The organism is Pseudomonas sp. GW823-FHT01D03, assembly GCF_058798255.1.
The window spans coordinates 3,705,863-3,718,309 of the sequence record NZ_JBXAKK010000001.1 but is presented as its reverse complement, the minus strand read 5'-3'; the positions used below and the strand labels follow the sequence as shown (position 1 = coordinate 3,718,309).

General features: G+C 62.7%; 16 protein-coding genes. 9 read left to right on the top strand and 7 right to left on the bottom strand.

Annotation, left to right across the window (positions count from 1 at the left end; genetic code table 11):
• The first annotated feature begins 128 nt into the window (after positions 1 to 128).
• The 6 genes from AC1RBR_RS16100 (at position 129) to AC1RBR_RS16075 (ending at position 4,311) form a co-directional block, all read left to right on the top strand.
• Entirely contained in the window at positions 129 to 1,013 is an 885-nt protein-coding gene (locus tag AC1RBR_RS16100; protein ID WP_492565495.1) for a LysR family transcriptional regulator, read from the top strand.
• Between the two features lie 184 nt (positions 1,014 to 1,197).
• Positions 1,198 to 1,545 (top strand): metalloregulator ArsR/SmtB family transcription factor, encoded by a 348-nt coding sequence (locus AC1RBR_RS16095; protein ID WP_492565494.1) that lies wholly within the window; start codon positions 1,198 to 1,200, stop codon positions 1,543 to 1,545.
• A gap of 25 nt (positions 1,546 to 1,570) precedes the next feature.
• Entirely contained in the window at positions 1,571 to 2,041 is a 471-nt protein-coding gene (locus AC1RBR_RS16090; protein ID WP_492565493.1) for an arsenate reductase ArsC, read from the top strand.
• A gap of 12 nt (positions 2,042 to 2,053) precedes the next feature.
• Entirely contained in the window at positions 2,054 to 2,752 is a 699-nt protein-coding gene (gene arsH / locus AC1RBR_RS16085) for an arsenical resistance protein ArsH (RefSeq protein WP_007966871.1), read from the top strand.
• 72 nt (positions 2,753 to 2,824) lie between these two features.
• Positions 2,825 to 3,664 carry a helix-turn-helix domain-containing protein gene (locus AC1RBR_RS16080; RefSeq protein WP_492565491.1) on the top strand — a complete coding sequence of 280 codons (840 nt, stop codon included), beginning with the start codon at positions 2,825 to 2,827 and terminating at the stop codon, positions 3,662 to 3,664.
• Between the two features lie 68 nt (positions 3,665 to 3,732).
• Positions 3,733 to 4,311: a LysE family translocator gene (locus tag AC1RBR_RS16075; RefSeq protein ID WP_492565490.1), complete on the top strand. Its 579-nt coding sequence runs from the start codon at positions 3,733 to 3,735 to the stop codon at positions 4,309 to 4,311.
• On the opposite strand, the gene AC1RBR_RS16070 is transcribed toward AC1RBR_RS16075, so the two are convergent.
• From AC1RBR_RS16070 to AC1RBR_RS16040, 7 genes are read right to left on the bottom strand one after another with little or no spacing between them, the layout of a single operon-like run.
• A complete protein-coding gene (locus AC1RBR_RS16070; RefSeq protein WP_492565488.1) occupies positions 4,282 to 5,676 on the bottom strand; it encodes a sensor histidine kinase in 1,395 nt (464 codons plus the stop codon). The two genes, AC1RBR_RS16075 and AC1RBR_RS16070, sit on opposite strands and share 30 nt — an antisense overlap.
• Entirely contained in the window at positions 5,673 to 6,335 is a 663-nt protein-coding gene (locus AC1RBR_RS16065) for a response regulator (RefSeq protein ID WP_492565487.1), read from the bottom strand. The genes AC1RBR_RS16070 and AC1RBR_RS16065 overlap by 4 nt, the downstream gene beginning before the upstream one ends.
• Positions 6,336 to 6,346: 11 nt before the next feature.
• Positions 6,347 to 6,991, bottom strand: a complete 645-nt coding sequence (locus AC1RBR_RS16060) for a tetratricopeptide repeat protein (protein WP_492565485.1) — start codon at positions 6,989 to 6,991, stop codon at positions 6,347 to 6,349.
• Positions 6,988 to 7,797 carry an SDR family oxidoreductase gene (locus tag AC1RBR_RS16055; RefSeq protein ID WP_492565483.1) on the bottom strand — a complete coding sequence of 270 codons (810 nt, stop codon included), beginning with the start codon at positions 7,795 to 7,797 and terminating at the stop codon, positions 6,988 to 6,990. The genes AC1RBR_RS16060 and AC1RBR_RS16055 overlap by 4 nt, the downstream gene beginning before the upstream one ends.
• Positions 7,784 to 8,458, bottom strand: coding sequence for an iron-containing redox enzyme family protein (locus AC1RBR_RS16050; RefSeq protein ID WP_047597654.1), 675 nt, complete (start codon positions 8,456 to 8,458; stop codon positions 7,784 to 7,786). The genes AC1RBR_RS16055 and AC1RBR_RS16050 overlap by 14 nt, the downstream gene beginning before the upstream one ends.
• A complete protein-coding gene (locus AC1RBR_RS16045) occupies positions 8,455 to 9,936 on the bottom strand; it encodes an AMP-binding protein (protein ID WP_492565481.1) in 1,482 nt (493 codons plus the stop codon). Before AC1RBR_RS16045 ends, AC1RBR_RS16050 begins: the two co-directional genes overlap by 4 nt.
• A complete protein-coding gene (locus AC1RBR_RS16040; RefSeq protein WP_095136515.1) occupies positions 9,926 to 10,603 on the bottom strand; it encodes a thermostable hemolysin in 678 nt (225 codons plus the stop codon). Before AC1RBR_RS16040 ends, AC1RBR_RS16045 begins: the two co-directional genes overlap by 11 nt.
• A gap of 208 nt (positions 10,604 to 10,811) precedes the next feature.
• Here AC1RBR_RS16040 and AC1RBR_RS16035 point away from each other — a divergent pair, with 208 nt between their 5' ends.
• The 3 genes from AC1RBR_RS16035 (at position 10,812) to AC1RBR_RS16025 (ending at position 12,303) form a co-directional block, all read left to right on the top strand.
• On the top strand, positions 10,812 to 11,366 hold the full coding sequence (locus AC1RBR_RS16035; protein WP_492565479.1) for a cytochrome b: 555 nt from the start codon (positions 10,812 to 10,814) through the stop codon (positions 11,364 to 11,366).
• A 228-nt stretch (positions 11,367 to 11,594) separates the two neighbouring features.
• Positions 11,595 to 11,810 carry a DUF4287 domain-containing protein gene (locus tag AC1RBR_RS16030; protein WP_492565478.1) on the top strand — a complete coding sequence of 72 codons (216 nt, stop codon included), beginning with the start codon at positions 11,595 to 11,597 and terminating at the stop codon, positions 11,808 to 11,810.
• Between the two features lie 13 nt (positions 11,811 to 11,823).
• Positions 11,824 to 12,303 carry a GNAT family N-acetyltransferase gene (locus tag AC1RBR_RS16025; RefSeq protein WP_492565476.1) on the top strand — a complete coding sequence of 160 codons (480 nt, stop codon included), beginning with the start codon at positions 11,824 to 11,826 and terminating at the stop codon, positions 12,301 to 12,303.
• The last annotated feature ends 144 nt before the right edge of the window (positions 12,304 to 12,447 follow it).

Genomic DNA, 12,447 nt, shown 5'->3' with positions numbered 1-12,447 from the left:
GACCTCGCTTTTTGTTTTTATTGTCGGACACTCTAGTTGTTAGCTTTCGTTAAAAGAATGTTAGTTTTTGCGCAGCCGCTGTGCGTTTTCAAACAGCCCGGATTGACCATAGCTGACAAGGACACCCCATGTTCGACTGGAATGACCTGCGGTTCTTTCTGGAGTTGCAACGCAGCGGCCGCCTGCTCACCGCTGCCCGGCGCTTGAACACTACTCACGCCACCGTGGCCCGACACATCGAGGCCATCGAAAAAAGCCTCGGCACCGCGCTGTTCGTCCAGCACGCCCAAGGCTATGAAATGACCCCGGCGGGGGAGGCGCTGCTCAAGCACGCCGAAGCCATGGAGAACGTCGCGCTGCTGGCCCAGGAAGAAATCACCCAGTCCACCGCACCGCTGGGCAAGATCCGCGTTGGCGTCACTGAAGGGCTGGGCATCAAGTTTCTCGCCAGCCGGATGATCGGCCTGTTCGAACGCTATCCGGGGCTGGAAGTGGAACTGGTCGCCGTGCCGCGCTTCGTCAGCATCCTCAACCGCGAGGCGGAAATCAGCATTCATCTGGAGCGCCCGGCGGCCGACATGCTGGTCACGCGCAAGCTCACCGACTATCGGTTGGCGCTCTATGCCAGCCAACGCTACCTCGACAACGCACCGCCGTTGCGCAGCCGCGAAGACCTCGGGCGGCATGCATGGATCGGGTATGTCGATGACCTGCTGTTCAGTCAGGAACTGATGTTCCTCAACAGCTTCTGCCGCAGCCCGCGCGTGGTGTTCCACAGCACCAGCGTCATCGCCCAGCAGGAAGCGGCGCGCTCGGGATTGGGCATTGCCGTGCTGCCTTGCTACATGGCCGCGTCGGACCCGGATCTGGTGGCGTTGCTGCCGGATGACAGCATCGAGCGCAGCTACTGGATCAGCACCCGGCGCGAGTTGCACAAATCGGTGCGGCTGCGGGTGGTCTGGGATTATGTCGTCGGCCTTTGCGAGGCGGGGCAAGGCCTGTTACGCGGCTGATCCTGCCCACACAATTCCCTTGTAGGAGTGAGCCTGCTCGCGATAGCGGTATGCCTGTGAAGCAGAAGTCGCCTGATACACCGCTATCGCGAGCAGGCTCACTCCTACAAGGGATCGCATCTGGGGTTGAATAATATATGGATATCCGTATATTCGGTTTTCCGTATGTTCGAGCCCGCCCTCCATGCTCACCCCCACCGAACTGTTCAAAAGCCTGGCCGATGAAACCCGTGCCCGCGCCACCTTGCTGATTGCCGAGCAGGGTGAGCTGTGTGTCTGCGAGCTGATGTGCGCCCTCGACGACAGCCAGCCGAAAATCAGCCGCCACCTCGCGCAACTGCGCAGCAATGGGTTGTTGCTCGATCGCCGTCAGGGCCAGTGGGTCTATTACCGGCTCAACCCGGAGCTGCCGGATTGGGTTCACCAGGTCCTCAAGATTACCGCGACGGCCAATGCCGATTGGCTCAAGGACAATGCCTGTCGCCTGCACAACATGGACGGCCGTCCCGCCCGCGAGACCGCGTGCTGCTGAATTTCAACTATCCCCGGAGCTATCCATGCGTGTCCTGTTCATGTGCACGGCCAACAGTTGCCGCAGCATCCTTTCCGAAGCCATGTTCAATCATCTGGCGCGCGAGGGCTTCGAGGCGGTGAGCGCCGGCAGTTTCCCCAAGGGCCAGGTGTTGCCACGCAGCCTGACGACGCTGCAACAGGCCGGTATCGCGATCGACGGTTTGTACAGCAAAGGCAACGACGCCTTTGAAGGCAACCCGCCGGACATCGTCATCACTGTCTGCGACAAGGCAGCGGGCGAAACCTGCCCGGTGTACTTCGGCCCGGCGATCAAATGCCATTGGGGGCTGGAAGATCCCTCCGATGTGACGGGTGACGAGGCCGCAGTGGATGCGGCGTTCCGTACCACGCTGGCGATCATCGAGCGCCGCTGCGCAACCTTCCTCGGTCTTCCTTTCAAATCACTCAGCCGCGTTGAGCTTCAGCGCGAACTGGATCGCATCGGCTCCCTCTGAGCCGGAGGACGTATGTCAGAGCATCTGCCCAATCTTGATCACACGCTGTTCGAAGGCCGGATCACATCACCTTCGCACGAACACAAACCACGCATCCTGCTGCTCTACGGCTCGACCCGCGAACGCTCCTTCAGCCGTCTGCTGGTGGAGGAAGCAGCGCGCTTGCTGGAGCACTTTGGCGCCGAGACGCGCATCTTCAATCCGTCCGGTTTGCCGTTGCCGGATGACGCCCCGGTCGACCATCCCAAAGTCCAGGAACTGCGCGAGCTGGTGCTGTGGTCGGAAGGTCAGGTCTGGTGTTCGCCGGAACGTCACGGCGCGATGTCGGCGGTGTTCAAGGCGCAGATCGACTGGATTCCGCTGGAGCTCGGCGCGGTGCGTCCGACTCAGGGCAAAACCCTCGCGGTGATGCAGGTCTGCGGCGGTTCGCAGTCGTTCAACGTGGTCAATCAACTGCGCGTACTGGGGCGCTGGATGCGCATGTTCACCATCCCCAATCAGTCTTCGGTGCCCAAGGCGTTCACGGAATTCGACGAGGCGGGGCGGATGAAACCGTCAGCGTTTTATGACCGCGTGGTTGATGTGATGGAAGAGCTGGTGAAGTTCACCGTGCTGCTGCGCGAGCGCCAGGATTTTCTGGTGGATCGCTATTCCGAGCGCAAGGAAAGCGCCGAGCAGTTGATGGCGCGGGTCAATCAGCGCTCGATCTGAAATGCACAAACGTTCTAGCCTCAACGCGCCAATTGTGGATTACTGGCCCCAGCCCACCACTGTACGCACGCCATGAGCAACTGGATCGACCTTGCCCGCGACCGGGAAACCGGCATCGAAACCCTGCACGCGCATTTCGCCGGGCACGCGCACGCCTACGATCCGCACTGGCACGAAACCTACCTGATCGGCTTCACCGAGCAAGGCGTGCAGCGTTTCAACAGCCGCCGCGCGCGGCACGACAGCACGCCGGGCAAGGTCTTCATGCTTGAGCCCGGCGACATCCATGACGGCGATGCGCCGAGCCCGGATGGCTTCACCTATCGCATGCTCTACCTGCAACCTTCGTGGCTGGAGCAAGCGCTGGACGGTTTGCATCTGGGCAGTTACGGCAGCGGCTTGCCGGGGATCGGCAGTGTGCTCAACGATGATCCCGAACTGGCTCGCGCCACCTTGTTTGCCTTCAATGCGCTGCATAAGCAGGACGTGCGCATGGTGCGCGATGTGGCGCTGGATGCCTTGCTCGAACGACTGGCGATTCATCTGTACCGGCGACCGCAACCGACCGCTGCCAACCGCGCGCCATTGATCGCCCGGCAGGCACGCGATTACCTGGTGGCCTACCACGAGCAGGACATCAGCCTGCAAACCCTGGCCGACGTCTGCGGCACCGACCGCTTTCGCCTGACGCGCGCGTTCAAGGCTGCCTATGGTCTGGCGCCACACGCGTGGCTGATCCAGCTGCGTCTGAGCCGTGGCCGGCAGATGCTCGCCGCCGGCATGCAGCCAGTGGACGTAGCCAGCCGCCTCGGCTTCGCCGACCAGAGCCATCTGGGCCGCTGGTTCGTGCGCGCCTACGGCATCACCCCGGGCGCCTATCAGCAACGCGCCATTGGCACGTTTCGACGCTGAACAAACGTTCAAGACCACCACGCTGCTCAGCCATCACAGTAGGCCCTGACTTTCTACAGGGCCGTGCCATGCTTGCGTTCATCCTCTTTGCCTTCGTTGCCTCGATCACCCCGGGGCCGACCAACCTGATCGTGCTCAGCACCAGCGCCCGACGCGGCTGGCGGCCGTGCCTGCCGATCATTCTCGGTGCGGGGGCGGGTGCCGCTTCGTTGGTGTGGGTGGCCGGCGCTGGTGCCAGTACGCTGATGCTGCCCGGCGTGCGCCCGGTGATCAGTGCGCTGGGGATGGGCTGGATGCTGTGGTTGGCGTGGCAGATTTTCACGGCGCCGGCCACCGCCATCGATCCCGCCGCCGGCGAGGAAAAAGCCGAACTGGGCCTGCTCGGCGCCGCGCTGTTGCAATGGGTCAACCCCAAGTCGTGGATGATGGCGATCGCCGTGATCAGCGTATTTACCGCGCAAGGGCAGGGCTTGAACGCGTTGTGCCTGGCGTTCTTTCTGGTGTCGTTGCCGTGTCTGGCGCTGTGGGCGCTGCTCGGTCGCGGTGCAGCGCGCTGGCTGAGTAATCCGACGCAGTTGCAGTGGCTGAACCGGATTCTGGCCGTGCTGCTGGTGGTCTCATCCGCCGCTGCGTTGCTGCACAACTGAGCTGAGCGGCATCGACAAGGTGGCGCGCAAGCCACCCTCGGGCCGGTTGACCAAGGTGATCCGTCCGCCCAGACGCAATGCGATGGTGTTGACGATGGTCAGCCCCAGGCCAGCACCTTGTGTGTTGCCGCGGCTGTAAAAGCGTTCGAACAGACGCGCCCGATCCGCTTCGTCTATCCCCGGACCCTGATCCTCCACGCTCAGCAGGCACCAGCCCTCGGCGTGGCTCAGTTTGACCGTGATCACGCCGTGCTCCGGCGAGAAGTTGGCGGCGTTGGTGATCAGGTTGCTCAAGGCAATGTCGATCGCGGCGGTGCTGGCCATGACGTGGAACGGTTGTTCGCCGTCCTCGAAGGCCAGTTCCAGGTGTTTGCTCAACAGCCACGGCGTCAGTTGCACGAGGCTGTTGCGCACGGTTTCGCTGAGGTCGATGCGCTGCAACGGCGGCGGGTTGGATTTGGGTTCGAGGCGGGCCATGGTCAGCAACTGGTTGACCAGACGGCTGGTGCGGTCGACGCCGGAAATCAGAAACTGCAACGACTCGCGGCGCTCCTGTTCGGTACCGGCCTCCAGCAGGTTCTGCGCATGCACCCGCAGCACCGCCAGTGGCGTGCGCATCTCGTGGGCGGCGTCGGCGATAAAGCGCCGTTCGCGCCCGAGTACCTCCTGAATCTGCGTGAGCATGCGGTTGAGCGCCGCTTGCATCGGCTCCAGCTCGCTGGGCAGCGGCGTCAGTTGCAGTGGCTCCAGCGAGCCGCTGTGCCGGGCGCGCAGGGTTTCTGCCATGTTCGCCAGCGGCCTGAGTCCCCAACCGATCGCCAGCCAGACCATCGCCGCGAGTATCAGGCTGCCGAGCACGTTCGGCCACAGCGTGTGACGCACGATGCGATCAACCAGATCGGCGCGCACATCATCGCGTTCGCCAACCCAGATGCGCAGACCGTTCTGCGGGTCTTCGAGCATGAAGGCGCGCCAGTGACGGTTGTTCAAGTCGACCACATCGCTGAAGCCCGGCTTCGTTGGCGGCGCGGTGAACGACGGAGCACTGGCGGTGTGCACCAGCACCTCGTTTTTCGGGTTCCACACCTGGAAGGCAATCTTGCTTTCGTAAGGATGACCGTCGACGCGTGGCTTGGCTTCGCTGAGCGCCTGATTGAACGCCTGATACAACTGCGAGTGATCCTTGCTCGCCATCGGCATGCGCATCACGCCTTGCAGCAGGCGAGCGTTTTGCGCCAGTTGTGCGTCGTAGACTTCAGCGATTTCGTGGTTGCTGTCATGCACGTTGAACACGCTGAGCACCGCAAGACCAGCGAGCAACAGGCCGATGATCAGCGTCAGCGTGCGGCGACGAATCGAGGTCATCGACGCTCCTCCACCAGATAGCCCACACCGCGAATGGTGCGGATCAGGTCGGTGGAGAATTTTTTGCGCAGGTGATGGATGTGTACTTCCAGGGTGTTGCTCTCGGCTTCTTCGTTCCAGCCATAAAGCAACTGGATCAGTTGATCGCGGGTCATCACCCGGCCCGGCGGCGAAAGCAATTCATGCAGCAACTGATATTCCTTGGGCGTCAGCGCTACCGGGTTACCCTGATAGCTGACCTGCTGGGTGCCGGGGTTGAGGCTGATCCCGGCGTGTTCGATCAGCGCCTGGGCGCGGCCGGCACTGCGACGCAACAGGGCGCGCAGGCGTGCCTTGAGTTCGGCGAGATCGAACGGTTTGACCAGATAGTCGTCGGCGCCGGCATCCAGCCCGGCGATGCGGTCTTCAGTGGCATCGCGCGCGGTGAGGATCAGCACCGGCAGGTTCGAGCCGTTGTCGCGCAGGCGGCGCAGCACTTCGAGGCCGTCCATGCGCGGCAGGCCCAGATCGAGTACGGCAACGTCAAAGGTTTCACTGAGCAGCGCATGCAACGCGCTGCTGCCATCCTTCAACCAATCGACGGTGTAGCCCTCGCGCCCCAATGCCTGATGAATGCCTTCACCGAGGGCGACGTCATCCTCAATCAGTAATAAACGCACGCGAACTCCTGTCAGTCGAGTTTCTGGTTCACGTCCACCAACAGGGCGGCGATCTCTTTGCGGCGCCCGGCGTCAGCGGTTTCCCGGCCCGGGCGCGGCGCGGCCTGCTGGGCCTTGAGCAGCGCGACCCTGGCTTCAGCGTAGCGCTTCTGACGGTAGAGGTGATCGCCCCAGAAGTACAGACTGTCGATGCCCTCCGGATTCAGTTGCAGCGCTTGCTTGAGCAGTTGCTCGGCCTTGTCGCTGTCGCCGAAACCGATCGGCCAGCCCGGGACGCGATCATACAGCGCGGCGAGGCTGGTGTAGGCCGAGCCTTGCAGGGCTTTGGGGTCGAGCGTCAGGGCTTTTTCCAGATCGGCCTTGGCGTCCTTGGCCTTGCCCAAGGCACCGAGTCCGCCCTGAGCGCCGGCCCAACTGCTGGTGACGATACCTTTCCAGATCCACGCTTCGGCCACTGCCGGACGCTGGGTGGTAAAGGCAGTGGCTTCGGACGACAGCTGCTCGAACGCGGCGGCGCGCTGTTTTTCTGCCACTTCATATTGGATGTGCGCCCAGCTCTGCTGGATGCCGTTGAGGCGTTGCTGATCGGCAGGCTCCAGCGCCCAGACGCTTTGGCTGAGGGCGGCGAGCAACAGGCATACGGAAAGTCTTTTCATGGTTTTGGCGGCTCGTTGTCAGGTTTTTCACTGAGGCGGCGAATCAGCGGCAACTGTTTGCGCAGGCCTCGATCCACCAGATGTGGCAGCAGATTGTTCAGGCGTACGAAGAAGCGCTCCGGCCAGCCCAGATACAGGTCGCGGCGGTCGCCGGCGATCGCGTGGATCACCGCCGAGGCGACGGTTTGCGGGTCATCGACGTTGGCCTTGAGCGCATCGTTCAAGGCTTGCGCCGCGGCGCTGTTCATCGAAGTGCGCGTGGCCCGGGGCGCGACGTACAGCACGTTGACCCGGGTGTCGGCCAGCTCGCGGCGCAGCGCTTCGGAGAATCCGCGCAAGGCGAACTTGGTCGCGCAATAACTGGCGTAACCGGGGTAGCCGATCGAGCCGTAGGTCGAACCGACGTTGACCACCATCGCACTGTCAGCCCGCTTGAGCAGGGGCAGCAGCAGTTTGGTCAGGCACATCGGCGCGTTGATGTTCACCGCGAGCATCGCGTTGATGTCGCTGTCATCCAGCTGTTCAAGCATGGCGAAATGATTGACCCCGGCCGCGTTGATCAGCAGGTTGATGCCGCCGATGGCTTCGGCAGCGGCCAGCACCTTGCGCCGGTCGCTGAGGAAGGTCAGGTCGGCGGCGACCCAGCACAGAGAATTCGGGTAGCGCTCAAGCAACGGCGTCAGCGCCTGCTCATGCCGCGCCACCGCCAACACCTGGGCGCCGGCGGCGCACAAGGCCTCGGTGATGGCCATACCGATGCCGCCACTGGCACCGGTCAACACCACCCGTGCATCACGCAGCTGCATGGTGAGCCTCCGCGTCACGCGGCAGGCCACGGAACATGTCGGTGTATAGGCGATAGACGACTTTCGAGGCGTGGATCACCGCTGCCTGATCCTCTGGATCTTCCAGCTGATTCATCAAGCGGCGATAGGTTTGCATGTGCTCGATGTCCAGCGAACCGTGGGAGCTCAGGTAGCTGAACGCGGTTTCCGGCAACGCCAGACGCTCGCGAATACTGCCCGCCGCATGAGTGGCCAGGGCGATGCTGGTGCCTTCGAGCACGTTGACCATGCCGAACAGGCCCACCGGATTGCCTCGGGCGATCAGGTCGTAGAGGAAACTGACCATCAATTCGATCGGCAGCGACGGTTGACCATCGCGCACGGCGTCGCGATCACCGCCACACGCGGCAATATCGTTGAGCACCCACTGTTCATGGCCGTATTCGTCTTCGATGTATTCGCAGACGGCTTTGCGCAGCCACTCCAGCCGTGTCGGCAGGCGCGCGCCGCAGGCCATCATCAACGGCACGGTGTGGCGTACGTGGTAATACGCCTGCGCCAGAAATGCCCGATAACTTTGCAGGCTGACCTTGCCTTGCAGGGCATCGAGGATGATCGGCAGGTTGAACAGCTCGTGACGTTCCTGCTGCGTGGCTTCTTGCAGGGTGTCGAAAAAACTCATGATGCGGACTCCTCGGAAACAGCGGATTCAGTCAACTGGGCGTGGTACAGCGCGACAATCGCCTCGCGGCGCGGGCGACCATTGGCAGTCAGCAGGCCATTGGCGGCGGTGAAGGGTTGCGGCAGGCGCGTCCAGCGGTGCACCTGGGCGTAATCGGGCAAGGCTTCGTTGGCTTCGGCGACCGCTGCCGCCAGCTCCGCGTCGCTGCAATCGGCACGGTGCGGCCAGAGCAAGGCGTGGTTGTGCGGCAGGGCCTCGCCGTAGACGAAGGCCTGGGCGATATGGCGGCGCTGGGTCAGTTCGGACTCGACCCATTCCGGGTTGACGTTGCGCCCGAAACTGGTGACGAACTGGTGCTTCTTGCGGCCCTTGAGGTAGAGGAAACCTTCGGGGTCGAACTCGCCCAGATCGCCGCTCGGCCACCACTCGTCAGCGTATGGCGCGTCCCCCAGATAACCGAGCAGCGCCGAGCCCTTGATCAGTACTTCGCCGTCTTCGGCCAAGCGCACTTCAACGTGCGGCAGCGGCTGGCCGACGCTGCCCGGACGCCGTGCGCCGGGGCGATTGAGGCACACCACCGAGGCGCATTCGGACAAACCATAACCTTCGAAAACCGGCAGGCCGACACGCTGTGCGCGGTGCAGCAAGTCCTCCGAGACCCGCGCACCGCCGACGGCGGCGAAACGCAGTTTTTGTGGATCGAAGGCTTTCTGTTCGGCGGCGCTGACCAGCATCAGCAACAGTTGCGGCACCAAAATCAGACTCTCCGGCGCACGGCTGGCCAGATAGCCCAGCAGATGCGGCACATCGACGCCGCTGGCGCCCTGAATGCCCAGGGTTTTCTGGCTCGGCAGACTCAGCGTCGCACCGGCGTACAGCGCGGCGTAGCAACCGAGGTTTTCCAGCAGAATCGCCAGCGGCAACAACGCCAGATGATGCTGCGGATCGGTGGATTTACTCGCTTGATCCAGCTCGCGCGCCACACGCAGCAGACTCTCGGCACTCAGGCACACGCCTTTCGGTGTGCCGGTGGTGCCGGAGGTGAAAGTCAGTTTGGCGGTGCCGGCTGGCAGGCGACTCGGGCCATCGAACGTGCGGCACCAGAACTCGCCGCGCTTCTCGTAACCGGCGGCGAGCAGTTCGGCGTCCAGCTCCGGTTCGGCAATCACCCGTTCGGCCTGGCTCTGTTCCAGACAATGCGCCCGTTGCGCGGGGCTGAAAAACGGCGGCAGCGTCACGCAGGTCAAGCCCTCGAACAGCGCGGCCAGATCCCATAGCATCGCGTCGACGCCGTTATCCAGGGCCAAGGCGATCACCTGCGCCTGTTCATCGCGCAGGCGCTCCTGGCGATACAGCACCTCCGCGTAAACAGTGGCGTAATCGAGTTTCAGCGTATCGCCCCACAGCGCGGTGCTGTTGTCATTGCGCCGCGCATGGTTGCGCAGGGTTTCCTGGAAGCGTTGCAGTTCAAGCGACATGGCAGGCTCCTTCAATCGAGGTCGGCAGTCCCAATCGATTGAACAGGCCGATATTGCGCAAATGGATGAAGCCGGCGCGGATGTTGCCGACGTGCACCCAAGGCTTGCTTTCGTAATAACTGCCCCAGTGTTGACGCTCGTCACCCAGGCGCTCCGGGTCGGCGGCGCATAATGTCACTGGCTTCAGACCGAGCCGATGGAAGCTGTTGACCAGTCCGATGTTGCCGGTGAACGTCACCCATTCCAGGCCGCCCATGGCCAGCAGGTAAGTGATGGCGATGATGCTCATGCGGGCGCTGCCGGTGTCGCTGGCGGCAAGATTGCCGACTTCGACGATGCCGGTGCGATCCACCGGGCGATCGGCCGCTGCGCTGATCAGCGGTTCGATCGGGTCATCCAGATAGCGCTCCAGAAACAGTGGCTCCAGATGCGCTCGGCGCACCCCGGCCACCGCACACAGCTCACCGTCGCCGTTGTGCATGCCGAACAGCTCGGGCATAAAGTGTCGAATGTCGGCGCCATGGGCTTTGCGAAAACGCTGCTGGATGAAGGCTTCGAAGGTCTCGCGCTGCGCGTCGTCGGGCAGGGCGCCGGTCAAGGTCATCGGCTGCGTTTCGGCTTGACCGAAGCGCAGGGGAAGGGGGATGTTCCAGTCGAATTCGGGCATGGGCAGAACGCCTCCCTCAATGATTTGAGCGCAGTATCGGAGGCATTTCTTAACGAAGTCTGAAGGTGAAAAAAGGTTAATCAAACGGGCAATCTTCAGATTGTCTTAAGACTGCAAGGGCAGGGTGGCACCGTCGGTTCGCGCTGCTACCGGATCGAGACTGTCGAACGAATCGACCGTCGCTCACGACAATCACGAGGCGCTTCTTATGACCCGCGACACCGCCGTCACCCGTTATGGAAAACTGTCAATTACGCTGCACTGGCTGATGCTGGCGCTGTTCGTCGGCGTGTATGCCTGTGTCGAAATCAAAGGCTTCATGCCCAAGGGCAGCGAAGCGCGCGGCCTGCTGATGGGCTTCCACGGCCTGTTCGGCGCGAGCATTTTCGTGCTGGTCTGGGTGCGCCTGTTCGGCCGCCTGAGCCCACGCCCGCCGATCACTCCGAAGCCGCCAGCCTGGCAGACCGGCATCTCGCACCTGATGCACCTGGCGCTGTACGTGCTGATGATCGCCACGCCGATCCTCGCCTGGCTGATGCTCGCCGCCGCCGACAAACCGTTCCCGTACTTCGGCTTCCACGTCCCGGCGCCGGTGGCGATCGACCCGGACTTCGCCAAACAACTCAAGTACTGGCATGAAACGCTGGGCAGCACCGGCTACTGGCTGATCGGCTTGCACGCGGCGGCGGGGCTGTTTCACCACTACTGGGTGCGGGATAACACGCTGGTGCGGATGTTGCCGGGCCGCACCGATTCACAGTAAGCCCATTCACCTCAATCCCTGTGGGAGCGGGCTTGCTCGCGAAGGCGGAGTATCAGCCACGGATGATGTCGGCTGACACGGCCCCTTCGCGAGCAAGCCCGCTCCCACAGTTTTTTGTGGCGTCTGACAGGACGGGAAAGTTGCCGCAATCGTACTTCGCGTCCACTCTATGGCATGCCGACAAGGAGCGTCGCCGACCCTCCGTCGTGACCCAAGGGAGCTTGCAGCATGAGCGAAGAAAACAAGGTAAAAGGCCCGGCGTCGTACTTTCCCTCCATCGAAAAAAAGTACGGCCAGCCCATCGATCACTGGCTGAACCTGCTCGCCGGCATCACCGACAAGAAGCACATGGAACTGGTGGCGTGGCTCAAGGATGAACACGGCATGGGCCACGGCCATGCCAACGCGCTGGTCGCGCACCATTTGGCCGCAGGCAAACAGTGAGGGCAGGGCAGCGATGAACTTTTCCCACCGGCCCGTGACGGCCGACGACGTCATAACTCTGTGCGGCTTTCCCCAGGGCGTTCAAGAGTTGTACTTCATGTTCCCGAAAGCGCAGTACCCGCTGACGGAAGAACAAATGCACACCGCGATCAGGCAGCGCTTCGACTCCACGGCTTTTCTGGCCAACGGCGAGTTCGTCGGCTTCGCCAACTTCTACCGTGCCGAGCACGACGGCGTCTGCTGTATCGGCAACGTCATCGTCGCGCCATACGCCCGGGGCCAGGGTGTCGCTCGCTACATTGTCGAAACCATGACCGCCGTCGGCTTCGAAAAGTATCAGGCCAGGGAAGTGCAGCTGTCCTGCTTCAACGAAAACACCGCTGGGTTGCTGCTCTACCCGAAACTCGGCTTCGTGCCGTTCTCCATCGAAGAACGCGCGGCGCCGGGTGGAAGACGCGTGGCGCTGATCAACATGACCCGCCACCGACAATAGCCATCCCCCAATCCTTGTGGGAGCCGGGCTTGCCCGCGATGGCGTCCGCCCGGCCAAACGCCCTCCCGAGCCTGACCGCGAACCTGTGGGAGCTAGCACTCCAGGCGACGCATCAATTGTTGAGGGCTGTGCTAATCCGGGCCT

Excerpts from the sequence above, each read along its gene's own strand:
- AC1RBR_RS16100 (WP_492565495.1), top strand. The coding sequence starts at position 129 with ATGTTCGACTGGAATGACCTGCGGTTCTTTCTGGAGTTGCAACGCAGC.
- AC1RBR_RS16095 (WP_492565494.1), top strand. The coding sequence starts at position 1,198 with ATGCTCACCCCCACCGAACTGTTCAAAAGCCTGGCCGATGAAACCCGT.
- AC1RBR_RS16090 (WP_492565493.1), top strand. The coding sequence starts at position 1,571 with ATGCGTGTCCTGTTCATGTGCACGGCCAACAGTTGCCGCAGCATCCTT.
- arsH (WP_007966871.1), top strand. The coding sequence starts at position 2,054 with ATGTCAGAGCATCTGCCCAATCTTGATCACACGCTGTTCGAAGGCCGG.
- AC1RBR_RS16080 (WP_492565491.1), top strand. The coding sequence starts at position 2,825 with ATGAGCAACTGGATCGACCTTGCCCGCGACCGGGAAACCGGCATCGAA.
- AC1RBR_RS16075 (WP_492565490.1), top strand. The coding sequence starts at position 3,733 with ATGCTTGCGTTCATCCTCTTTGCCTTCGTTGCCTCGATCACCCCGGGG.
- AC1RBR_RS16070 (WP_492565488.1), bottom strand. The coding sequence starts at position 5,676 with ATGACCTCGATTCGTCGCCGCACGCTGACGCTGATCATCGGCCTGTTG.
- AC1RBR_RS16060 (WP_492565485.1), bottom strand. The coding sequence starts at position 6,991 with ATGAAAAGACTTTCCGTATGCCTGTTGCTCGCCGCCCTCAGCCAAAGC.
- AC1RBR_RS16055 (WP_492565483.1), bottom strand. The coding sequence starts at position 7,797 with ATGCAGCTGCGTGATGCACGGGTGGTGTTGACCGGTGCCAGTGGCGGC.
- AC1RBR_RS16050 (WP_047597654.1), bottom strand. The coding sequence starts at position 8,458 with ATGAGTTTTTTCGACACCCTGCAAGAAGCCACGCAGCAGGAACGTCAC.
- AC1RBR_RS16045 (WP_492565481.1), bottom strand. The coding sequence starts at position 9,936 with ATGTCGCTTGAACTGCAACGCTTCCAGGAAACCCTGCGCAACCATGCG.
- AC1RBR_RS16040 (WP_095136515.1), bottom strand. The coding sequence starts at position 10,603 with ATGCCCGAATTCGACTGGAACATCCCCCTTCCCCTGCGCTTCGGTCAA.
- AC1RBR_RS16035 (WP_492565479.1), top strand. The coding sequence starts at position 10,812 with ATGACCCGCGACACCGCCGTCACCCGTTATGGAAAACTGTCAATTACG.
- AC1RBR_RS16030 (WP_492565478.1), top strand. The coding sequence starts at position 11,595 with ATGAGCGAAGAAAACAAGGTAAAAGGCCCGGCGTCGTACTTTCCCTCC.
- AC1RBR_RS16025 (WP_492565476.1), top strand. The coding sequence starts at position 11,824 with ATGAACTTTTCCCACCGGCCCGTGACGGCCGACGACGTCATAACTCTG.